Annotated in this window: 21 protein-coding genes and 1 other RNA gene; 12 read left to right on the top strand and 10 right to left on the bottom strand. The window is 56.1% G+C overall.

Translation table 11 applies throughout. From position 1 onward, the window contains the following. Positions 1-13: 13 nt before the first annotated feature. The 3 genes from AC13DE_RS04910 to AC13DE_RS04900 are packed head-to-tail and all read right to left on the bottom strand — an operon-like array spanning position 14 to position 2,900. Positions 14-1,315, bottom strand: coding sequence for a TRAP transporter large permease (locus AC13DE_RS04910; RefSeq protein ID WP_483047217.1), 1,302 nt, complete (start codon positions 1,313-1,315; stop codon positions 14-16). Next, the gene (locus AC13DE_RS04905; protein ID WP_483047216.1) at positions 1,315-1,851 is read right to left on the bottom strand and encodes a TRAP transporter small permease subunit; all 537 of its coding nucleotides are present in this window, start codon (positions 1,849-1,851) and stop codon (positions 1,315-1,317) included. The genes AC13DE_RS04910 and AC13DE_RS04905 overlap by 1 nt, the downstream gene beginning before the upstream one ends. Continuing rightward, positions 1,848-2,900, bottom strand: a complete 1,053-nt coding sequence (locus AC13DE_RS04900; RefSeq protein ID WP_483047215.1) for a C4-dicarboxylate TRAP transporter substrate-binding protein — start codon at positions 2,898-2,900, stop codon at positions 1,848-1,850. Before AC13DE_RS04900 ends, AC13DE_RS04905 begins: the two co-directional genes overlap by 4 nt. A gap of 143 nt (positions 2,901-3,043) precedes the next feature. Between AC13DE_RS04900 and AC13DE_RS04895 the strand changes: the two genes are divergently transcribed. The 3 genes from AC13DE_RS04895 to AC13DE_RS04885 are packed head-to-tail and all read left to right on the top strand — an operon-like array spanning position 3,044 to position 5,262. Beyond that, complete coding sequence (locus tag AC13DE_RS04895) at positions 3,044-3,721, top strand: TetR/AcrR family transcriptional regulator (RefSeq protein ID WP_483047214.1); 678 nt, start codon at positions 3,044-3,046, stop codon at positions 3,719-3,721. A 34-nt stretch (positions 3,722-3,755) separates the two neighbouring features. After that, positions 3,756-4,337 carry a histidine phosphatase family protein gene (locus AC13DE_RS04890; RefSeq protein WP_446296552.1) on the top strand — a complete coding sequence of 194 codons (582 nt, stop codon included), beginning with the start codon at positions 3,756-3,758 and terminating at the stop codon, positions 4,335-4,337. Then, a complete protein-coding gene (locus tag AC13DE_RS04885; protein WP_483047213.1) occupies positions 4,330-5,262 on the top strand; it encodes a 3-hydroxyacyl-CoA dehydrogenase NAD-binding domain-containing protein in 933 nt (310 codons plus the stop codon). The genes AC13DE_RS04890 and AC13DE_RS04885 overlap by 8 nt, the downstream gene beginning before the upstream one ends. Here AC13DE_RS04885 and recR read toward each other — a convergent pair. The 4 genes from recR to AC13DE_RS04865 form a co-directional block, all read right to left on the bottom strand. After that, positions 5,251-5,847 (bottom strand): recombination mediator RecR, encoded by a 597-nt coding sequence (gene recR, locus AC13DE_RS04880; RefSeq protein ID WP_483047212.1) that lies wholly within the window; start codon positions 5,845-5,847, stop codon positions 5,251-5,253. The genes AC13DE_RS04885 and recR overlap by 12 nt on opposite strands. 73 nt (positions 5,848-5,920) lie before the next feature. After that, complete coding sequence (locus AC13DE_RS04875) at positions 5,921-6,265, bottom strand: YbaB/EbfC family nucleoid-associated protein (protein ID WP_446306239.1); 345 nt, start codon at positions 6,263-6,265, stop codon at positions 5,921-5,923. 80 nt (positions 6,266-6,345) lie between these two features. Continuing rightward, positions 6,346-8,085 (bottom strand): DNA polymerase III subunit gamma/tau, encoded by a 1,740-nt coding sequence (locus tag AC13DE_RS04870; RefSeq protein ID WP_483047211.1) that lies wholly within the window; start codon positions 8,083-8,085, stop codon positions 6,346-6,348. 33 nt (positions 8,086-8,118) lie between these two features. Further along, complete coding sequence (locus AC13DE_RS04865) at positions 8,119-8,487, bottom strand: DUF202 domain-containing protein (RefSeq protein ID WP_446296557.1); 369 nt, start codon at positions 8,485-8,487, stop codon at positions 8,119-8,121. Between the two features lie 59 nt (positions 8,488-8,546). Between AC13DE_RS04865 and ypfJ the strand changes: the two genes are divergently transcribed. Next, positions 8,547-9,383, top strand: a complete 837-nt coding sequence (ypfJ, locus tag AC13DE_RS04860) for a KPN_02809 family neutral zinc metallopeptidase (RefSeq protein WP_446314189.1) — start codon at positions 8,547-8,549, stop codon at positions 9,381-9,383. 79 nt (positions 9,384-9,462) lie between these two features. Here ypfJ and ffs read toward each other — a convergent pair. Together ffs and AC13DE_RS04850 are read right to left on the bottom strand one after the other, a co-directional pair. Further along, positions 9,463-9,560, bottom strand: an RNA gene (gene ffs, locus AC13DE_RS04855) — signal recognition particle sRNA small type. Between the two features lie 37 nt (positions 9,561-9,597). Then, on the bottom strand, positions 9,598-11,379 hold the full coding sequence (locus AC13DE_RS04850; protein ID WP_483047210.1) for a bifunctional metallophosphatase/5'-nucleotidase: 1,782 nt from the start codon (positions 11,377-11,379) through the stop codon (positions 9,598-9,600). A gap of 216 nt (positions 11,380-11,595) precedes the next feature. On the opposite strand from AC13DE_RS04850, the gene nudC reads away from it, so the two are divergent. Continuing rightward, a complete protein-coding gene (gene nudC / locus AC13DE_RS04845; protein WP_483047229.1) occupies positions 11,596-12,564 on the top strand; it encodes an NAD(+) diphosphatase in 969 nt (322 codons plus the stop codon). A 37-nt stretch (positions 12,565-12,601) separates the two neighbouring features. After that, entirely contained in the window at positions 12,602-13,069 is a 468-nt protein-coding gene (locus tag AC13DE_RS04840; RefSeq protein WP_483047209.1) for an SRPBCC family protein, read from the top strand. Positions 13,070-13,093: 24 nt separating this feature from the next. Here the strand turns inward: AC13DE_RS04840 and AC13DE_RS04835 are convergent, their stop codons facing one another. After that, positions 13,094-13,942, bottom strand: coding sequence for a prephenate dehydratase (locus tag AC13DE_RS04835; RefSeq protein WP_483047208.1), 849 nt, complete (start codon positions 13,940-13,942; stop codon positions 13,094-13,096). A 132-nt stretch (positions 13,943-14,074) separates the two neighbouring features. Between AC13DE_RS04835 and AC13DE_RS04830 the strand changes: the two genes are divergently transcribed. From AC13DE_RS04830 to AC13DE_RS04805, 6 genes are all read left to right on the top strand, one after another. Further along, a complete protein-coding gene (locus tag AC13DE_RS04830) occupies positions 14,075-14,581 on the top strand; it encodes a c-type cytochrome (protein ID WP_483047207.1) in 507 nt (168 codons plus the stop codon). Positions 14,582-14,755: 174 nt separating this feature from the next. Further along, positions 14,756-16,687, top strand: a complete 1,932-nt coding sequence (locus AC13DE_RS04825; protein ID WP_483047206.1) for an extracellular solute-binding protein — start codon at positions 14,756-14,758, stop codon at positions 16,685-16,687. 9 nt (positions 16,688-16,696) lie between these two features. Beyond that, positions 16,697-17,785: a microcin C ABC transporter permease YejB gene (locus tag AC13DE_RS04820; protein ID WP_446296565.1), complete on the top strand. Its 1,089-nt coding sequence runs from the start codon at positions 16,697-16,699 to the stop codon at positions 17,783-17,785. Between the two features lie 3 nt (positions 17,786-17,788). After that, positions 17,789-18,895 (top strand): ABC transporter permease, encoded by a 1,107-nt coding sequence (locus AC13DE_RS04815; RefSeq protein WP_446296566.1) that lies wholly within the window; start codon positions 17,789-17,791, stop codon positions 18,893-18,895. Further along, positions 18,892-19,194, top strand: coding sequence for a hypothetical protein (locus AC13DE_RS04810; protein WP_483047205.1), 303 nt, complete (start codon positions 18,892-18,894; stop codon positions 19,192-19,194). Before AC13DE_RS04815 ends, AC13DE_RS04810 begins: the two co-directional genes overlap by 4 nt. Further along, positions 19,191-20,786 carry an ABC transporter ATP-binding protein gene (locus AC13DE_RS04805; protein ID WP_483047204.1) on the top strand — a complete coding sequence of 532 codons (1,596 nt, stop codon included), beginning with the start codon at positions 19,191-19,193 and terminating at the stop codon, positions 20,784-20,786. The genes AC13DE_RS04810 and AC13DE_RS04805 overlap by 4 nt, the downstream gene beginning before the upstream one ends. The last annotated feature ends 5 nt before the right edge of the window (positions 20,787-20,791 follow it).

Here is a 20,791-nt window from a genome sequence, read left to right as displayed (position 1 = left end):
TCACCTTGTCGTTTCATCGGCCCAGAAGGCCAGTTGCAATTTGCGGTATAAAAACAAGCGCCACCAGAGTCGCTGCCATAATAATCGCAAACGGGGCCGCGCCGCGAAAAACTTCGCCCAATGTCACCCCAAGTTCGCGCAAACTGCTTTGAACGACAAAAACCGATAGACCCAGCGGCGGTGTAAGCAGCCCTATCTCGACTGCCAGTACGGTTATCAAGCCGAAATGAACGGTATCGACACCCATTTGCTGCGTGATAGGAAAAGCAAGCGGTACCGTAACAAGCATAATGGAAGATGAATCCAGCACGGTGCCCAGGATGATCAAGAGCGCCGCAAACAGCAGCAGAAATTCGGTCGGCCCGATGCCCGAGTTCAGCGCAATCTGCGTGATCGAGGCCGGCACACCAGAGAATGCCAGCATTCGACTATAGATCGATGCCCCGATGATCATGAAGCAAACTGCGGCGGTGATGTGTCCGGTTTGTACGGAGATACGCCAAGCGGCTCTGGTACCGATGCGGCGCATCGCAAATCCGATGATCAGGGCGGCGGCGGCCCCCACGGCCCCAGCCTCGGTAGGAGTGAAAAACCCCATATAGATACCCGATAACACCAACCCCGCCAAACCGACCACCGGAAATATCGCGTGGGTCGGAACATCATCGCCGCTGGGCATATCCGAGGGAAGGGTGAACAGATCGGGCCTGAAGTAGCCCAAAAACGAAAGATACCCGATGTAGGCGAAAGTAAGCAGAAGGCCGGGACCGATACCCCCGATGAACAGATCGCCGACCGAGGTGTCGGTCAGGATCGCAAACAGTATCAACAGCAACGACGGCGGGATCAACATGCCTAGAACTGATGAACCGGCCACGACGCCCACCGCAACACTTCGTGCCGTCCCGGCACGGATCATCTCGGGTACTGCGACTTTTGAGAACACAGCAGCGGATGCTATTGATACGCCTGTGATCGCGGCGAAAACCGCATTTGACAGAACTGTGGCGACACCAAGCCCGCCGCGCCACTGCTGAAGTCTTGTGGCGATGACGGCAAATGTATCGCGACCCAACCCGGTTTCCGAAACGGTCAATCCCATCAACACGAATAAAGGCACGACACCAAACGTGTAGTCAGCGATGCTGTCAGTGGCGGCCAGTGCGACGAAATTCATCGCCAGCTTGATCTTGCCGGTTATTGCCCAGACCCCGAACAGTGACACCCCGGCAAGGGCGATGGCGACATGCACCCCGATGTATATGGCCACGGTGATCGCAGCGAGCGATAGATAACCAATAAAGATCGGCTCCATCAAGTTTGCTCGCGTAGGCTGTTCATTCCATTTGTGGCCGCGATTGTAAAAGATACGGCAAGCAACGCCGACCCAAGTACTATCAACCCCAAGAAGGGCCAGACGGGCACGGTGAAATGTCCGGAAATACCCTCCATCTCGGCGCGGTCATAGGCGCGGATCATCTTGGGCCAGACTGTCCAGGCCAGAACCGCCGCAAAAATGGCCCCGCAGAGTTGCGCGAAAACATCTATTCCGGTGGCCAGGGCAGGTCGGCGGCGGCGAACCATCCCCAGAATGCCGTCAGACCTAATCATCTCACCGGAATGATGAGTGTGCGATATCTGTAGGAAGACGATGCCGACGATGGAAAGCTTTACCAATTCCGGCACGCCGGCGATCGGGCTGCCGAACAATTCCCGCCCCAAGATGTCAGCGACGATAAGTAACATCAGCAAAAGTATCCATAGCGTCGCCACTATGTTCGCAATCCGCATCATCGCGACAGCGGCACGGTTTAGAAACGGCACGTGGCCCGATGGGCCTGTGCGTGTCATTTTGCCGACCAGTCACGCGGCAGATGAACCCCTGCGTCCTTTAGATGTGTGACATACGCCTCTAGAACACGCGTACCCTCAAGTCCTTTTGCATCCTGCTCGGCCGCCCAATCCTGCGCAAGATTGGGCAATTTGTTGGCCCATTCCCGGCGCACGTCCTCGGGTAATTCAGTGACATGGGCGTTACCGGCCTCAAAATCGCTAAATGCCTTGGTGACCCGCAGCGCCAGGTTGGCTTCGTATGATCTTGCAAATGCGTGGGCCCCCGCTTGAAGAGCAGCCTGCACGTCGGGTGACTGTTCATCGTACCAGCTTTTCTTGGCGACGATCCCTCCTGCGTATTGGGCACCGAAATGGACTTTGGTCACGTAGGGGGCGACCTCGTGAAGCTTGGCCGCCGCCGCAGCGGTCGGAAACACGATAACGCCTTCTGCCACTCCGGATTTTATATCGTTGTAATACGTGGTCAAATTACCGGAAACCCCGACGGCCCCCGTGTCTTTGAGCCAGTTTACCGCAGCGCCGGGGGCGTTGATCTTTCGCCCCTTCAGGTCATCCAGAGACTTGACCGGAAATTTTGTCATTAAGAGATAATCTTCGAGTCCGAAGCCACCGCCCAAATATTCCAGGTCCAGATCCTCCCACATTTTGCGCATACCGGGGATTTCGTTGGTCATGGCATCAACTGTTTCCAACACCAGTTTTACGTCCGACGGCCCAAACGGCGTGACGTAGGTGATGTTTTGCAGGCTCAGCAAGGACGGTTCAAAAAGGGACGACACGATGCCGACCTGAGCGAGTCCGTCCTCAATAGCCTCCAGTTCGCCTCCCACCTTGGCCAAGGTGCCGCCGTAGGCTTCGGTCCACTCGATTTCGGTACCGCTACCCTCGAGCGCCATGTCAACGGCCGGTATAAACGTTTCCGACATTGTTTTGACCCATAAGAACACCGGCGGGTGTCCCGCTACGACAGTCACATTCAAGGATTCAGCATGAGCTTTAAACGGGAGGGCAAGCAGGGTCATCAGTGCGACGGCGGTGAAGGTCATGGATTGCATCATATTGTCCTCGCGATTGTGCCAAAACCTAAAATTTGGCATGATGGTCGGAAGTAACTGTCTGTACGATTGTATAAAATGTCAACAAATACGCTGCTCGATATGAGCAGAGAGAAAAAAGGTCTGCAATCAAAATGATTGAATCTGATGATCAGACAGGTTTCATACCGTCCAACGATGGCCGTATTGCCAGAGGTGAAATCACCAGGGAAAAAGTCTTGGATGCTGCGGAACGCTGCTTTGCGATGACCGGGTTTGATGCCGTGACAGTACGCCAGATCGCCCGAGAAGCGAAGGTGACCCTTGGCGTCGTGGGTTTTCACGGCGGTAACAAGGAGACGCTTTTTCTCACCGTGCTCAAACGCCGTGTTGAAACCCTCAATACCTTACGGCTCGAGCGGCTTGAGGAATTAAAGGCCCAGAGCGAACCAACGATAGAGAGCCTCATCTCGGCGTATATCACGCCCTATCTCGAGATCGCGTCACGTGGTGACCCGCAATGGCGCGCCTATGCGATGCTGGTTGCACGTATTGTCTCTGATGACCGCTATTATCTTGAGATGGCACCGCTTTATGATCCGGTGGCGCGGGTATATCTGGCTGAACTGGCAAAATTGCGCCCCGACGCCGATCCTCAACTTTTGGCAACCAGTCTGACATTGACGGTTTCAGCGATGATTTCAATTGTAGCGAGCCAGGCCCGCATTGCGGGTCTTTCGGATACGGCGGCATCCGATCTGCCCTTGGCGTATAAAGACGTGTTAATAGATTTTTGTACAGGTAGCATTCTGCGAGCACTTGAGCCTAAATAGCGCGAACTGAAGTTTTGCGAAGGGCGCGCGTCAAATGAAGACATATCCGAAAATCTGGTTCATGCGACATGGTGAAACCGAATGGAACGCCGAGGGTCGGGTGCAAGGGCAGACGGAATCCGTTTTGTCCGCCCGGGGCGTTGAACACGCGAAGCAACAGTACCGTCTGATGGCCCCCATTCTTGAGACCAACCCGCCCTGCATCGTTTCGCCGTTGCGTAGAACAAGACAGACTGCCGATATAGCGCTGGGCGGGCGAAAATACGAGGTGGACGACCGCTTGAAAGAAGTTTTCGCGGGAGAGTGGGAAGGGCAGCTCCGCACGGATATCTTCAATAACCTTCCCGAGGGGATTACACCTGCAACACCCCATATGGAATTCTACGCCGCAGCACCCGGGGGCGAAGGGTTTGATGCGTTTCAGGCCCGCGTCAGGGATTTTGTCTCAACGCTCAACGAACCTACGGTGATTGTCGCTCATGGGTTGAGCGGTCAGTTGTTGCGCGGTGAGCTGTGCGGACTTACCCGGTCAGACCTAGGCAAGCTGACCAACCGGCAGGGGTGTGTCTATGTAATAGAAGATGGCGTGGAAACGGTGCTTGAGCTTGATGGATAATATACCCTCGGAAAAACCGATCCCTGTGGCTGTAATTGGTTGCGGCTTGATCGGGGCCAGTTGGACAGCGCTGTTTTTGGAAGCAGGGCATGACGTGCAGGCATGGGACCCGGCAGAAGGCACCCGCGAAAGCTTTGGTGAACGTGTCGCAAAGCCGCGCCAGCAGTTATGCGAAATCAGGGGCGGAGCCCTGAACAGCGGTAGGTTGACGATTTGTGAAACCTTGCAAGCAGCCGTCGTGGGGGTGCATATGATTCAGGAAAACGCACCTGAAAATGTACCGCTCAAGCAAGATTTGTTTGCCCAGATCGAAGCAATCGTAGAAAGTGATGTCATCATCGCGTCCAGCACGTCGGCGCATCCCTGGTCACATCTGTCGGTGCAAATGCGGCATCCCCAGCGGCTGATCACCGCCCATCCCTTCAACCCGCCACACCTGGTCCCATTGGTCGAATTGTTTGGACCCGATGATGCGATCTTGTCGGTTGCGGAGCAGGTTTATCGGGGGTTGGGTTCGGTCCCCGTCCGATTGAAAAAGGAGGCGGTGGGGCATATCGCCAACCGGTTGGCGTCCGCCCTGTGGCGCGAAGCGGTGCATCTTGTGGCGGAAGGTATCGCCGACGTCGAAGCGGTGGATATTGCGCTGGTGAATGGGCCGGGGTTGCGCTGGTCTGTACTGGGTGCACATATGGCGTACCACCTAGGTGGCGGTCCTGGCGGTATGACAAGTTATTTGGAACACCTTGGGCCTAGCCAGGAAAAGCGATGGGCCGATTTGGGAACCCCAAGCCTCACATCCGGTGTCCGCAGCCAGCTCATCTTGGGTGTTGAGACCGAAGCCGCGGGACGCAGCATCCCGGAGCTTGAGGCCGAACGCGATGCGGCCCTTATCGCACTGGCGAAGTTGCGTAAATTACAGAAGTGATTTGCGCGACTGCATGGCCGCGGTGATTGTACCATCGTCGAGGTAATCCAACTCTCCCCCGATCGGAACGCCCTGGGCAAGGGACGTCAGCCGCACGCGGCCATCCAGTTGATCAGCAATATAGTGGGCGGTGGTTTGCCCGTCGATGGTCGCATTCAAAGCGAGGATCACTTCGGTAATTTCTTCGGCATCCACGCGTTCAATCAGACGCGGAATGCGGAGTTCTTGTGGGCCGATGGCATCCAACGCTGAAAGTGTCCCGCCAAGCACATGGTAGCGGCCCTTGAACACCCCCGACCGCTCCATCGCCCAGAGGTCGGCCACGTCTTCGACCACGCAAAGCTCTCCGTTGGCGCGTTTTTCCGACGCGCATATATCGCAAACATCCGTGGTGCCGATGTTCGCGCAATTAACACACTCCCTAGCGGTCGCCGCGACGCGCTGCATCATGTCGGCGAGCGGGATGAGCAAAAACGCACGTTTGCGAATGAGGTGCAGGACTGCCCGGCGGGCCGACCGGGGGCCGAGACCCGGCAGCCGCGCCATCAGGTCGATAAGGGCGTCGATATCGCGCGTGCTGCTCAACCGTGCGCCCCCCCTGCAAGCGGGTCAAAACAGATTTTATGCCTTCGGCGAGGATTTTGACCCATTTGGAAAATCAGAACGGAAGTTTCATGTCGGCGGGCAGTCCCATGCCTTCAGTCAACTTGCTCATCTCGGATTGGGCGCGATCGGTGGCCTTTGATTGAGCGTCCTTGATCGCGGCGAGAATCAGATCTTCGACGACTTCCTTCTCGTCCCCGTTAAAGATCGACGGATCGATGTCGAGCGTCTTGAGTTCGCCTTTGGCCGTGCAGGTTGCCTTTACCAGCCCGGCACCGGATTCACCTTCGACGATGATCTTGTGCATATCTTCTTGCATCTGCGCCATTTTGCCTTGCATTTCCTGCGCGGCTTTCATCATTTTGGCCATGTCTCCCATGGCACCCAGACCTTTGAGCATCTCTGTCTCTCCTGTAGATTTTTGTTAATCGGTATATGCGATCTCGCGGCGGATCCGACAAGAGGCAGTGCGTACGCCGATCAGTCGTCTTCGAACGGGTCCCATTCGTCCTCGACCTCTGGCAATGCTTCTGCAACAGCTTGTGCGGCGATATCCTCTGGTGTGCGGATGGACAGGATTTTCGCATCAGGGAAGGTCGCCATCACCGCTTGCATGAGGGGGTGGCTTTCCGCCTTGGATTTAAGTGCGTTTTCCTTGGCATCGCGGATTTCGGCGATGGTTTGCGTGGCGCTGTCGCCGACGATCGTCACTGCCCATCGGTTGCCCGTCCAGAGTTGTAACCGAGTGCCCAGACGTTGCGCCAGGTCACGCGGCGCGTCGTCAGTGGGGGTGAATTCGATGCGGCCAGGGCGATAGGCGGCCAAGCGCAACGTGTTTTCAACTTCGACCAGCAATTTGACATCGCGGTGGCTGCGGATCAATTCGACGACATGTTCAAAGCTTGGGTAACGCGCCAAGGCTTGATCCACAGCAGGAGCAGCAGCGGCCATCGTGGCACCGGATTGAACGACGGGTTGCGCATGATGCGACGCGGTGGTGGAGGGTCCGCTGCCGGATGGGCCGGGTGTGGGGGGGCTGCGCGGGGTCGCGGGGGGGGGCGGTGTCGTGCCAAGTTTTCGAACGAGTTCTTCCGGGCTGGGCAGGTCGGCCACGTGTGTCAAACGGATGATCGCCATCTCTGCGGCCATCATTGCATTAGGGGCCGCGGCGACCTCATCCAGCGACTTGAGCAGCATCTGCCAGAGGCGGGTCAGCACACGCATCGGCAACGCCTCTGCCATAGTGAGGCCGCGGGCACGTTCTTGAGGAGATACTGTCGGGTCTTCGGCCGCATCGGGCGTGATTTTTACCACCGAGACCCAATGCGTGATTTCAGCCAGGTCACGCAGTACCGCCATCGGATCCGCGCCGTCGGAATATTGGCTGCTCAGTTCATGGAGCGCGCCTGCGGCATCGCCGCGCAGTACAAGATCGAACAAATCAAGCACGCGGCCACGGTCGGCCAGGCCAAGCATCGCGCGCACCTGGTCAGCAGTGGTTTCGCCTGCGCCGTGGCTGATTGCTTGGTCTAGCAGGGAGGTTGCGTCACGGGCGGAACCTTCGGCGGCACGGGTGATCAGAGCCAAGGCGTCGTCGGTGATTTCCGCGCTTTCAGCCGATGCGATTTTCCGCATCAAGCCAATCATGATCTCCGGTTCGATGCGACGCAGGTCAAATCTTTGGCACCGGCTTAATACCGTTACGGGAACCTTGCGAATTTCGGTGGTGGCGAAGATGAATTTGACGTGTTCGGGTGGCTCTTCGAGGGTCTTGAGCAGCGCGTTGAACGCGCCTGTCGAAAGCATGTGAACCTCATCGATGATATACACTTTGTAGCGCGCAGATGCCGCGCGGTAGTGGACGGAATCGATGATTTCGCGGATATTCCCCACCCCGGTATTGGAGGCGGCGTCCATTTCCATTACGTCTACGTGACGCCCTTCCATGATGGCCACGCAGTGTTCGCACTGTCCGCAGGGTTCGGTCGTCGGGCCGCCGTTGCCGTCCGGGCCGATGCAATTCATACCCTTGGCGATAATACGGGCAGTGGTGGTCTTGCCGGTACCGCGGATGCCCGTCATGATAAATGCCTGTGCGATCCGGTCGGCCGCAAAAGCGTTTTTCAATGTACGCACCATCGCATCCTGACCGACAAGATCGGCAAAGGTTTCTGGGCGGTATTTGCGTGCCAACACGCGATAGGCGGAGGGTGCTGTCATAACGGTCCTGCAGGATTCTCTTGAGGCTAGAACCTAGAGCATCCAGAGGATGCCGCCAACCGCAACCGAGGCAAAGCTGAAAATCACCGCGAGGGTCTTCATCCGAGCATTGGGCTGGGCATTCGCATGATGGTCGGTCAGCCGTTCAAGTGTCTGGGAGGCCGCATCGTGGGCGGCCCAGAAGATATAGACTGCGGCCACAACAAAAATGCTCGCCACACCTTTTGCGGCCCAGGTTGGGTGGAAATCGCCAAAAACCGCCTTGAGCCCGATCGCGACTGCAAGCGACGCCATCCCTGTCCGCATCCAGCCTGCGAAGGTGCGTTCATTGGCTAGAATTGTCCGATCCTCGGCCCAATTGGTCCGGTCTTCAGCCAGTTCGGTGCTATTTTTATCGTTCATTGAACTATTGTGCGGCTTATGGGTTTCACTGACAATAACAATTAATTGTGAGGGACGGAATGCGACTGAAAGGGATAAGGCGGAGTAGCAATGTCGAGGTGCGCAGGGGTGGCGGGCGCGGAGCACGCGCGGGCGGTCTCGGGCTGGTCGGTGTATTGGCTGTTCTCGCGATCGGATATTTTACCGGTATAGATGTCTCTCCGCTCTTGGTGGGTGGGGACAGACAGGTGCAGCAAGGGACACCTGTTACCCAGACCGACAGTGAGCAAACTCAATTTGTCGCGCAGGTTCTGACCACTACAGAAAACGTCTGGGCGGAGGTATTCCAACAGCAGCTTGGGCGTGACTATGTGCCCCCGCGTGTAGTGGTGTTTTCGGACGTGACGCAAAGTGCATGCGGCGGAGCGTCAGGGGCGACCGGCCCATTCTACTGTCCATCCGATCAAAAGGCATATCTGGATACCCAGTTTTTCGCTATGATGTCCCAGCGGATGGGGGCAGGGGGCGATTTCGCCGCGGCTTATGTGATTGCCCACGAGGTCGCGCACCATGTCCAAAATCAGCTTGGCATCTTGCCCCAAGTCAATGCCTTGCGCCAAAAGTCGTCTGACGTCGAAGCCAATGCACTGACCGTGCGGTTGGAACTGATGGCCGATTGCTTTTCGGGGATTTGGGCCGCAAACGTGCAAGGTCTGATGGAGCGTGGCGATCTGGATGAAGCATTGAACGCCGCGCGAAAGATCGGCGATGATTACCTGCAAAAACAGGCAGGGCGCGTGCCGCAGCCACATACATTCACCCATGGAACTTCGGCGCAACGGTCCGGATGGTTTCAGCGGGGGTTCGATAGTGGTCAGGTTGATCAGTGCGATACATTCGCTACGGAAAAGCTGTAATCACGCGCTGTGATCGTTTCCGAGCCGGTGAAGGCGTTCCCGTTGGAACGCCGATATTAGTCGGCTCGGCGTGGCGATGTGGTGAGAGGCTGATAACGACCCAAGTGGGGCTCGTTACGGCTGCTTCCTTCCGGATCTGACCGGGTTGGCGAGGCACCTGCCCGCACCAACCTCTCGAGAGTGATATAGTACGGCATTTCGCGAAGTGCAAGGTTCAGAGTTCAATCTCGATCCGGTTCAACCCGACGTCGGTTTTTTCACGTATTTTCGGCGCGAATGTCGCGATTTCATCGAAACAGGAATGCGCTGCCGCACTGGTGTCGAACGTTGCTGTTGTGCCTATCCGTTTCAGTTGCCACGGCGAATGCCCCATCCATTCGAGGCACGTATCGGAATGTAGCGCGGTCTCGAGCGCGTCGGTTATGGTTGTGGTGCATTTTACGAACGGAGCAGGCAAGGTTATCTTGTCGTAACCGCCACCGCCTGCCGCGCGGAAATGATTGGTTGCCAGTATGAAACGTTGTGTGTCCGCAAGCGGGAGGCCGTTGTGCCGCAGGTCGGATACGCGTGTGCCCACCGGCTTGCTTAAATCGAACACATAGGACAACCCAAATATTGCATCGAACACGAACATTGGCACGTCGGGGTTCAACAACGGTTGACGATGTGCGCGGGGGCTTTGCAAGCCATATGCCGAAGCTGATTGTTCTAGCCACTCCGCCAGCTTGTCGGATGTCAAGATCAAGGCGCATACCTTGTTGGTAAACGGCACCATGCCGGCAAGGTGTCGACGCAGGACCGGCCCGGCGGGGATGTCGATGAAATTGCTTGGGCCTTCAGCACCCCGAAGTGAACGCGCAGTAGCGGTCGCCAGAATTGGCAGGTGTTCGAGATCACTGCCCTGTATTGCTTGATGGACTGCGATTGTTTTGGCACGGGCGGTAAGGGCCATGATCTTTGAAGGGCGCAACAGGGCGAAGTAGCTGTGCAAACGCTCGGCGGTGTGACCGATGCTTTCCTCCAGGTATGTACATGCCAACTGATGTGCCGGTGCTGCGAGGCTATGTATTTTCGGTTCGCTATGGTTGGTTTGCAACCGCAGACGCGCCACGTGGTCTTCAACCCGCCACTGTCCATTGCGTTGTTGTTTCAGCTCCAGGTCAAGCACCCCCAGATGCGAAGCGGAACTGCCTGGCATGATGACCGGAACACTTGGGTCGAGACTACGTGCGGCGGGCCAGTCGCTGGGATGGCGGTAATGGGTGTGACCTGCAACGATGACGTCGATACATGGCAGCCGCGCCAGGGCGGTCGCCCCCCAGTCACCTATGCCGGTTTTGCCATCCTGCTCACCCAACCCCATGTGCGCCAGCACAATAACCAGATCGGCCCCCTGTGCCCGCAGATCCTTGGCTTTCTGAGTGATGCAGGTGACAGGGTCATCTATCTGTGCGCCCTCGGGAAGTTCTTCGATATTCCAGATAACAGTCTCGGGTGGCAATACTGACAGAACGCCGATTTTGATATCCTGCATGCCGTCCGAAGAGTTTATCCTTCTTGTCATGGTGTGTGCGGACAACAGGTTGGTCATCCCCGTGCCGCGCAAATTGCTGCAAATCAACGGGGCAGTGATCTGCGCCGCAAAGTTGTTCAGGTAATCCATGCGGTAATCAAGGTCGTGGTTGCCCAGGCCGATTGCATCATATCGCAAGGTGTTGAAAATCAACGCCATTGGGTGCGCGTGTTGATGATTGGTCATGCTTAGCCAATCCGCGAGCGGTGTCCCCTGTAGAAAATCGCCGTTATCAACCAAAAGGCACAAGCGGTCGTCAGCTTCTGCTTCGGCGCGAGCCTTGGCTATTTGCGGTGCGAGCCCCGCAAGGCTGGGTGTGGTTGAAAGGGGGCCGGGGGTATTGGTTGCGTAATTGAACCCGGTGATATTCATGTGCAGGTCGGTCGTCGCGAGGATACGCAATGACGAGGTGCAGTTTGACATCATAACGCCCACGCAGCCAGAAGGATGGTTGGAAACTTATTTATATTATGCGTGCTCAAAGGTATCATCTAATCCACTCTTGCCACAATTTCTGCGCGAATGTGTTAATCATGCCAACAATTTAGTTCGAAGATAAATGCGGGCCGAAAACTCTGTGCCCTTGGCAAGCTCAACAAGGGTGAATACTCAGGGGGGCAGCAAACCACGGGGTGGATGATGAAGCACGCAGAAACGGTTACATTTGGCGGGTCGGGGCTGGATCGCGCAGGCGAGGTGCGTGGCGACCGGGAGGCCGTGGCCGCCTTGAAAACTGACAGCGCTGCGCGGGCCATCTTGTTCTGGCGCGGCAAAATACTGGTCGAGCCGGCACGGCCCGCTTCGTTGGTGCGTTTGCCGCTGGATCACCCTGCGCTGCAAGACGCGTCTGGGGACGCTGTATTGCTGGGGCTCGAAGATGGAGAGGCACGTTTTGCATTCGATCTATCCGCGTGGACACCGGAATACATCGATCCGCAACAACTTGGGTCGTTCCTTGACCCGAGCGAGCAGCGCCACCCCCAACTGCCTCAAGAGTTTGCTTTCCTTGAGATGCGCCGGGTGATGACGTGGCTGTCCCCGCGCGATGCCGAATTGGCCGCCACTGGCAAAGCCTTATTGTCATGGCACGAAAACCACGGGTATTGCGCACGGTGCGGGTTTGAAACCGTGATGAACGAGGCCGGGTGGCAACGCAATTGCCCGGCCTGCCATGCCTCTCACTTTCCGCGCACCGACCCCGTAGTTATCATGTTGATTACAAATGGTAATTCTGTTCTGATGGGGCGGTCGCCGGGCTGGCCTGCGGGGATGTTTTCGCTGCTGGCGGGTTTTGTCGAACCGGGAGAAACGCTCGAGGCCGCGGTGCGGCGTGAAGTTTTTGAAGAAGCCGGGATCGAAGTTGGCGAAGTCAGCTATCTGGCGAGCCAGCCCTGGCCGTTTCCCGCGTCATTGATGCTTGGCTGTGCCGGTATCGCAACAAGCCGCGACATTACCATCGACCCCAAAGAAATCGAAGCAGCCATGTGGGTGAGCAAAGAGGAAATGATGGAGGTATTTGCGGGGCAACACCCGACCATATTGCCCGCACGTAAAGGGGCAATCGCGCATTTTCTCCTTGAAAATTGGCTTGCAGATACGCTGGATTAAAGCGATCCTTCTTGCTTTCACAAAGGCAGTTCACAGAATGAAATTTTCGACCAAAGAAGATATAGACGTCCCTATAGACGCGGCGTTTGAAATGCTGAGTGAATTTGAACAATTCGAACGGGCGGCAATGCATCGCGGTGCGGATGTTCAACGCGTGGACGCATTGCATCGACCCGCGTCGGGGATGACATGGGACGCCGCGTTCGATATGCGCGGAAAACGCCGTGAAGTTTGTGTGGAAATGGTCAAGTTCGTTCGTCCAACCGAAATGAAGCTGATAACTACTTCGCCCGGATTAACCGGTGATATGGAACTGGATCTTCTGGCTCTGTCCCGGAGCAGAACGCGAATCACGGTCGCTCTTGAGATCAAACCGCATAATTTGTCGGCACGCTTGTTGGTCCAGTCGTTAAAACTGGCGAAAACCTCGCTGACAAAAAAGTTCAAAGCGCGTGTGGCGGATTACGCCAAGGGCATGGAAGCACGCTACCAAGCGCCTCGATAATCCGCTTCCCGTGATCAGGACGGGTTATCGGCCGTAGCGGTCTGGATGCGCCGGATAAACCCCCAAAATTTCCAGCATATTGGTAAAGTAATCCAATTCATCAAGTGCCCGCTTGACTGCTGGGTCGTCCGGATGGCCTTCGATATCTGCATAAAACTGGGTTGCGGTAAATGATCCCCCCGCCATATAACTTTCCAGTTTGGTCATATTGACGCCATTGGTGGCAAACCCACCCATCGCCTTGTATAGTGCGGCAGGAATGTTGCGGACTTCAAAAACAAAGGTGGTCAGCATTTTTTCCGCACGGTGGGAGGCGTCCAGGTCCGGAGACATCAGCAAAAAGCGGGTGGTGTTGTGATCAAGATCCTCGATATCGCGCGCCAGCACATCGAGCCCGTGAATGTCAGCGGCCACTTCGCTGGCCAAAACACCGACGGTACGTTCGTCGGACACCGCAAGATCTGCCGCTGCACCAGCGCTGTCTACCGCCGCTTCCGAGGTAATGCCGTGAGCATCCAGCCAGCTGCGCGCCTGAGGGATAAGTACCATATGCGCGCGGACATGTTTGACGTCGCTCAGCTTTACACCGGGCTGCGCCATCAGGCTGATCCGCACCCGCACGAACGCTTCCGCAATGATCCGAAGCCCGCTGTGGGGCAACAGGCGATGAATATCCGCGACACGGCCGTATGTCGAATTTTCGACAGGCAGCATCGCCAGATCGGCGCGGCCATCGCGCACCGCATGTATGACCCCTTCGAAGGTGGTGCAGGGAACCGGAATCATATTTGGTCGGGCCTGAAGACACGCTTCGTGGCTATAGGCACCCAATGCGCCCTGAAAAGCGATGCGAGGGGCGGTCTGCTGGCTCATTTTGGGCGTCCTTTGCTGGGCATTTTCCAAGTACGGCGTTTGGTCGCGCTAACTACACCTTGCCCCGACGAAGGGAAAGCAATAGATACGCCTGCAATACGATGCCCGAATACCAACGATGGACCTTCACGCATGTTCGATACAATGACTGTTACCAAAATCGCCGCCGGCCTGTTTGGCGCATGGCTTATCCTGCTGCTTGGCAAGTTTGCCGCCGAAGAGGTTTATCAGCGCGGTGCGCATGGTGAACCGGGCTATGTTGTCGAGGTCGCCAGCGCGGAAGCCAGTGCCCCGGCAGAAAATGCGGTCGATTTTACCGAGGTAATGGCGTCGGCTGACCCTGCCGCAGGTGAAAAGGTATTCCGTAAATGTTCGGCGTGCCACAAAATCGTTGATGGTGAAAACGCTGTTGGCCCTTATCTGCATGGGGTTGTTGGTCGGAAAGTCGACGCGGCGGTAGGCTATAACTATTCCGGCGCTCTTGAAAAAGTCGTCGATGTCTGGACACCCGAGAACCTTAGCCACTTCCTAGAAAAGCCTGCTGCATTTGCGCCTGGCACCAAGATGGGCTTTGCCGGTTTAAGCAAGATCGAAGATCGTGCCAATGTTATCGCATATCTTGAAAGCCTTGGTAATTAATCTTTACTAAATCTGTGGTATTGGACCGCCCCGTTGTGGGCGGTCTTTTGCTGTTTAACGTCCGGATTTCAGCCAGATAACATATTCGCAACTTGTAACTTGGGCCAGAGGCCCGTTAGCTTGCGCATGACGATGAACCGCCTTGAAACGTTGCTTGTTGTATTGGAGACACCGATGCCCCGGACAAATACTCGCGTTAGAACCTACCCGCTAAACCTGTTTGTGCAAGCGGGATGGGCGACATGTCTGGTGTTTGGCCTTGCAATCGCTGCGGCCGCAGAACAGGCCGAAGGCGACACGATAATCAAGTCTCATGGTTATTCGTTCTATGGTGATCTGAAATACCCGGCTGATTACACACATTTTGACTATGTGAATCCCCAAGCTCCAAAGGGGGGGGAGATCTCTATTTCTGCGTTGGGGTCTTTTGATTCAATGAACCCCTATTCGCGCAAGGGCCGTGGCGGCGCATTAAGTACGATCATGTACGAAAGCCTGCTTGGTGAAGGTACGGGTAATGAACCTGCTCCGGCGGATGTCTATGGTGAATCTTATTGTTTGCTGTGTGAAAGCCTTGAATATCCCGAAAGCAAGGATTGGGTGATATTTCACATGCGCAAGGACGCCAAGTTTTCGACCGGCGACCCGGTGACGGCTCATGACATAGCGTTCAGCCATAATTTGCTGTTGGACCAAGGTTTGAAATCCTATGCTGATGCTGTGCGACAGCGTATTCCCAAGGTAGAGGTGATTGACGATTACACGATAAAATTTTACTTCACCCCCGGCATTTCTCGCCGCAGCCTGATTGATCAGGTCGGCGGTGTCCCCGCTTGGTCCAAGAAGTGGTACGAGGAATCGGGTGCGCGCCTGGATGAATCGCGCTTGAACGTCTCGCCTGGTTCTGGCCCTTATGTCATAGACAGCGTCGACGTGAATCGCCGTATCGTCTATAAACGTAATCCCGACTACTGGGGGGCTGATCTGCCATTTAACGCAGGTCGCAACAACTTTGACACGATCCGCGTCGAATATTTCGGCGACGAAAACTCTGCGTTCGAAGCCTTCAAGGCAGGCGAATATACCTTTCGTACGGAAGGGAGCTCCAAGCAATGGGCATCCGCGTATGACTTTCCGAAAGTAGACGCAGGTTACGTCGTGAAGGAAGACATCCCGGATGGATCGCCACCGACGCCGTCGGGGATTGTTTTCAACCTTGGCCGCGAAGTGTTGCAGGACAAGCGGGTACGGGAAGCGGTAGCGTTGGGCTTCAACTTTGAATGGACCAACGAGTCCCTGCAATATGGACTGTTCAAGCCGAGATCCTCCTTCACCCAGGATACGCCGTTGATGGCCAAGGGCGCACCGCAAGGGGCCGAGCTCGCGTTTCTCGAGTCATTGGGCGATGTCGTGCCGCCAGCAATGCTGACTGAAGATGCTATCGTGCCGCATGTATCCGATGCGTCGCGGTTGCTGGACCGTCGCAACCTGCGCCGTGCAATGAAATTACTGGATGACGCAGGTTGGGCCGTTGGTGATGATGGCAAGCGTTATGATGCCAACGGCAAACCGCTGCGCCTTAACTTTTTGCTGAACTCATCCGGGTCCGCGACTCTTGCCGCTGTGATTGAAAATTTCACCGCCAATCTTCAAAACATGGGCATTGATGCGGTGCTCGAGAAGGTAGACAGCTCGCAATATACCGCCCGCGAACGTGACCGCGATTACGATATGGTCTTTGATAGCTATGCAGCCTTCCTGGGCACCGGGACCGGTCTGGCGCAGCGCTATGGGTCAGAGGCTGCGGCCTATTCGCTGTTCAACCCTGCCGGGCTGGCCAGCCCGCTGGTAGACGCAATCATCGAGGCTTCCTTGAACGCCGAGACAAAAGAACAAGAGGATGCAAGCTTGACCGCGCTGGATCGTGCATTACGGTATGAGTTCTTCATGATTCCGGCGTGGTATAACGACAGTTTCTGGACAGCCTATTATGATCAGTATGAACACCCCGAAACCCAGCCAGCCTATGCTTTGGGGTATCTGGATTTCTGGTGGTACAACGAAGACAAAGCTGCCGCCTTGCGTGCCGCCGGTGCTCTAAGGTAAACGCCGAACATGGGCGCATATATTCTTAGACGGCTGTTGCTGATCATCCCGACGTTGTTGGGGATTATGTTGATCAACTTCGCATTGGTACAGTTCGTGCCCGGCGGGCCGGTCGAGCAGGCTATTGCGCGTATCCAAGGCGGCGGCAACGTCTTTGAGGGATTTTCGGGTAGCGGCAACGATGCTGGCAACACTGGCGCGGCGACGGCCAATGAAAATTATGTGGGCGCGCGTGGGCTACCGCCTGAATTCATCGCTGAGCTGGAGAAAGAGTTCGGATTTGATAAACCGCCGCTCGAGCGTTTCGTGAACATGATGTGGAACTACATGCGCTTCGATTTCGGAGAAAGCTACTTTCGATCCATCAGCGTCATCGAGCTGATCAAGGAAAAGCTGCCGGTGTCGATCACGCTTGGTTTGTGGTCAACGGTGATCGCTTATCTGGTCTCTATCCCCTTGGGCATCCGCAAGGCGGTCAAGGACGGGACCGCGTTTGATACCTGGACATCAGGCGCGATTATCGCCGCCTATGCGATCCCGGGATTTTTGTTTGCGATCCTTCTGCTGGTCCTGTTCGCAGGCGGGTCGTACTGGCAGATTTTTCCTCTTCGCGGGCTGACTTCGGATAACTTTGATCAGCTTAGTCCTATCGGCAAGGTGGGAGATTATTTTTGGCACATCACGTTGCCGGTTCTTGCCTCGACCATCTCGGCCTTTGCGACGTTGACCTTGTTGACCAAAAACAGCTTTCTGGATGAGATCAAGAAACAATATGTCATCACTGCCCGCGCCAAAGGAGTTTCTGAACGCACGGTGCTGTATGGGCACGTTTTCCGCAATGCCATGCTGATCGTGATCGCGGGCTTTCCAGCGGTGTTTATCGGTGTGTTCTTCGGCGGGTCGCTGATCATCGAGACAATCTTCAGCCTTGATGGTTTGGGCCGTCTGGGGTTCGAGGCCGCGGTCGCGCGGGATTATCCTATTGTGTTCGGTACACTGTTCATCTTCGGGCTGATTGGATTGCTCGTCGGTATCCTGTCGGATCTGATGTATGTTGTCGTAGACCCGCGGATCGACTTCGAAAAGCGAGAGGGTTGAACAGTGGCGCTTTCCCCGCTTAACCAGCGTCGCTGGCGTAACTTTGTCCGAAATCGCCGGGCATATTGGAGCCTTTGGATATTCGCTGTTCTATTCGGTATTTCGCTGTTCGCGGAATTTGTGGCCAACGACAAGCCGATATTGGTCAGCTATCGCGGCGAATTTTATATGCCGATCTTCAACTTTTACCCTGAAACCGCCTTCGGAGGCGATTTCCAGACCGAAGCGGTGTACCGTGATCCCGAAGTTCAATGTCTGATCGCCACTGGCGGGGTGGTTGACTGTCTCGATGATCCCGATCGCCTTATGGCAGATGCGCAGGACGGTGAGGTCGCTGGAACGCAGATCGAAAGAGGGTGGTCGATCTGGCCCCCGATCCCTTATTCATTCAATACCGCTGTCGACCGTCCCGGGGCGGCACCGCTTCCGCCCAACCGCCAAAACCTTCTGGGGACCGATGGCACCAAGCGTGACGTTTTGGCACGTGTCATTCACGGGTTCCGCTTGTCGATCATCTTTACGTTGATCGTCACCGGGGCGGCGTCCTTGATAGGGATTATCGCGGGTGCGGTGCAGGGTTTCTTTGGCGGCTGGACAGACCTGATCTTTCAGCGTGTGATCGAAATCTGGTCATCGACCCCTTCGCTCTATGTCATCATCATCATGTTCGCAATTCTGGGGCGCAGTTTTTGGCTGTTGGTCTTCTTGTTGGTATTGTTTAGCTGGACCGCATTGGTGGGCGTCGTGCGCGCAGAATTTCTGCGGGCCCGCAACCTGGAATACGTTCGCGCCGCGCGTGCGCTTGGTGTGGGCAATCTCACGATCATGTTCCGCCACATGCTTCCCAATGCGATGGTGGCGATGCTGACGATGCTGCCCTTTATCATCACCGGAACGATCAGCACGCTCGCGATACTTGACTTTCTCGGCTTTGGTTTGCCGTCCTCGGCTCCTTCGCTGGGCGAACTGACATTGCAGGCCAAGCAGAACTTGCAAGCGCCATGGCTGGCCTTTACAGCGTTCTTCACCTTCGCGCTGATGCTGTCACTGCTTATCTTTATCTTTGAAGGGGTGCGCGATGCGTTTGATCCCAGAAAGACGTTTTCATGATCGGTTCGTCGCGCCGCTCAGTCGGATCCGTAGTGGCAAAACTGCTGTATATCGCCGCGGTCCTTGTTGCGCTCGTTGTCACGCTGGAACTGGTGCTGACGATTTTCATCGAACCGGGTGATACGCTTGGCTTCATGTTCGGCTTGATGGAAACCCGGTTTCTTCCTTCGACACTCACCACTCTTATCGGTATGTGGAGCCTGGCATACCTCAAATGGCCGCCGATCTGGTTACAGTTGCTTTGTGTCCCGATGGCGGTATGGGGCGCTTTCGCTTTGATGCAGTTTACCACGCTATGAACCAGACAACTGACAAGCCAATTCTCGATGTGGCTGATTTGCACGTATCGTTCCGCCAAGAGGGCACGTTAACCCATGCGGTAAGGGGCGTCAGCTTCAGTCTCAAGCGTGGGGAAACGGTGGCGCTGGTCGGTGAATCCGGTTCGGGAAAATCGGTGTCGGCGCTCAGCACGGTTTCGCTGCTGGGTGACAGTGCCGAAGTATCGGGCTCGGTGCTGTACGACGGGCAGCAGATGGTCGGAGCGAATGATAAACTGCTGCGCAAGGTGCGTGGCAATGACATCAGCTTTATTTTCCAAGAACCGATGACATCATTGAACCCGCTGCACACGATCGAAAAGCAGCTCGGGGAATCGCTGGCCTTGCACCAGGGCGTCGTTGGCGCAGAGGCGCGCGCGCGCATTCTTGATCTGCTTGAGAAGGTCGGAATCGTCGATGCGGAAAGCCGACTGGGGGCGTATCCGCACCAGTTGTCTGGTGGCCAACGCCAGCGGGTCATGATCGCCATGGCCCTTGCGAACAAGCCCGACGTATTGATCGCGGACGAACCCACCACAGCGCTTGACGTGACCATTCAGGCCCAGATCCTTGATCTCTTGAAAGAGCTGAAGGACAGCGAAGGCATGGGCCTGTTGTTCATCACTCATGACTTGGGCATCGTGCGCCGTATTGCCGACCGGGTATGCGTCATGCAGCAGGGTGAAATTGTTGAACAGGGACCGGCGCGCGACGTCTTTGAGAACCCTCAACACCCCTATACCGTCAAGCTGTTGGGGGCTGAGCCCTCGGGTCGCCCTGATCCAGTGCCCGCAGATGCAGAGCTGATTGCCAGCACTGATCAGCTTAAGGTGTGGTTCCCTATTCAAAAGGGATTTCTGCGCCGGACGGTTGACCACGTTAAGGCGGTCAATGGGGCTTCGTTATCCGTACGCGCGGGCGAGACCGTCGGCATCGTCGGGGAATCCGGTTCGGGCAAGACCACATTGGCGCTGGCGATCATGCGGCTGATTTCGTCCGAAGGCGGAATCGACTTTATGGGCCAGGACGTGCGAAGCTGGTCCACCCGAGAGCTGCGCCGTCTGAGAAAAGACATGCAGATCGTGTTTCAGGACCCTTTTGGCAGTCTTTCGCCGCGAATGACGTGCATGCAGATCATCTCCGAAGGGCTGGCCATTCACAAGGTTGATCCTGACCGTAACCCTCGTGAACTCGTCCGGGATGTGATGATCGAAGTCGGGCTCGACCCAGTGACAATGGATCGGTATCCGCACGAGTTTTCAGGGGGGCAGCGTCAACGTATCGCGATTGCCCGCGCGATGGTGCTGCGACCGCGGTTGCTGGTGTTGGATGAACCTACGTCGGCGCTGGACATGACGGTGCAGGTGCAAATCGTCGATCTGTTGCGCAATCTACAACGCAAGTATGGGCTGGCGTATTTGTTCATCAGCCACGACCTCAAGGTTGTTCGGGCGATGTCTCACAAAGTGATGGTCATGAAGCGTGGGGATGTGGTGGAATATGGCGATGTTGACGCGCTATATGATAATCCGAAATCCGAATATACCCGGACCTTGCTTCAGGCGACGACCTGAAGCAA

This window comes from Sulfitobacter sp. L-8, assembly GCF_056859255.1.
Note: the sequence above shows the minus strand (reverse complement) of the source record. Positions and strands in the feature narration are given on the sequence as shown.

Bases quoted from the DNA above. Each gene is read 5' to 3' on its own strand.
- AC13DE_RS04835 (WP_483047208.1), bottom strand. From the start codon at position 13,942: ATGAGCCAGCAGACCGCCCCTCGCATCGCTTTTCAGGGCGCATTGGGT.
- AC13DE_RS04910 (WP_483047217.1), bottom strand. From the start codon at position 1,315: ATGGAGCCGATCTTTATTGGTTATCTATCGCTCGCTGCGATCACCGTG.
- AC13DE_RS04885 (WP_483047213.1), top strand. From the start codon at position 4,330: ATGGATAATATACCCTCGGAAAAACCGATCCCTGTGGCTGTAATTGGT.
- ypfJ (WP_446314189.1), top strand. From the start codon at position 8,547: ATGCGACTGAAAGGGATAAGGCGGAGTAGCAATGTCGAGGTGCGCAGG.
- AC13DE_RS04875 (WP_446306239.1), bottom strand. From the start codon at position 6,265: ATGCTCAAAGGTCTGGGTGCCATGGGAGACATGGCCAAAATGATGAAA.
- AC13DE_RS04890 (WP_446296552.1), top strand. From the start codon at position 3,756: ATGAAGACATATCCGAAAATCTGGTTCATGCGACATGGTGAAACCGAA.
- AC13DE_RS04865 (WP_446296557.1), bottom strand. From the start codon at position 8,487: ATGAACGATAAAAATAGCACCGAACTGGCTGAAGACCGGACCAATTGG.
- AC13DE_RS04825 (WP_483047206.1), top strand. From the start codon at position 14,756: ATGCCCCGGACAAATACTCGCGTTAGAACCTACCCGCTAAACCTGTTT.
- AC13DE_RS04850 (WP_483047210.1), bottom strand. From the start codon at position 11,379: ATGTCAAACTGCACCTCGTCATTGCGTATCCTCGCGACGACCGACCTG.
- AC13DE_RS04895 (WP_483047214.1), top strand. From the start codon at position 3,044: ATGATTGAATCTGATGATCAGACAGGTTTCATACCGTCCAACGATGGC.
- AC13DE_RS04820 (WP_446296565.1), top strand. From the start codon at position 16,697: ATGGGCGCATATATTCTTAGACGGCTGTTGCTGATCATCCCGACGTTG.
- AC13DE_RS04905 (WP_483047216.1), bottom strand. From the start codon at position 1,851: ATGACACGCACAGGCCCATCGGGCCACGTGCCGTTTCTAAACCGTGCC.
- AC13DE_RS04810 (WP_483047205.1), top strand. From the start codon at position 18,892: ATGATCGGTTCGTCGCGCCGCTCAGTCGGATCCGTAGTGGCAAAACTG.
- AC13DE_RS04805 (WP_483047204.1), top strand. From the start codon at position 19,191: ATGAACCAGACAACTGACAAGCCAATTCTCGATGTGGCTGATTTGCAC.
- AC13DE_RS04840 (WP_483047209.1), top strand. From the start codon at position 12,602: ATGAAATTTTCGACCAAAGAAGATATAGACGTCCCTATAGACGCGGCG.
- AC13DE_RS04870 (WP_483047211.1), bottom strand. From the start codon at position 8,085: ATGACAGCACCCTCCGCCTATCGCGTGTTGGCACGCAAATACCGCCCA.
- nudC (WP_483047229.1), top strand. From the start codon at position 11,596: ATGAAGCACGCAGAAACGGTTACATTTGGCGGGTCGGGGCTGGATCGC.
- AC13DE_RS04830 (WP_483047207.1), top strand. From the start codon at position 14,075: ATGTTCGATACAATGACTGTTACCAAAATCGCCGCCGGCCTGTTTGGC.
- AC13DE_RS04900 (WP_483047215.1), bottom strand. From the start codon at position 2,900: ATGACCTTCACCGCCGTCGCACTGATGACCCTGCTTGCCCTCCCGTTT.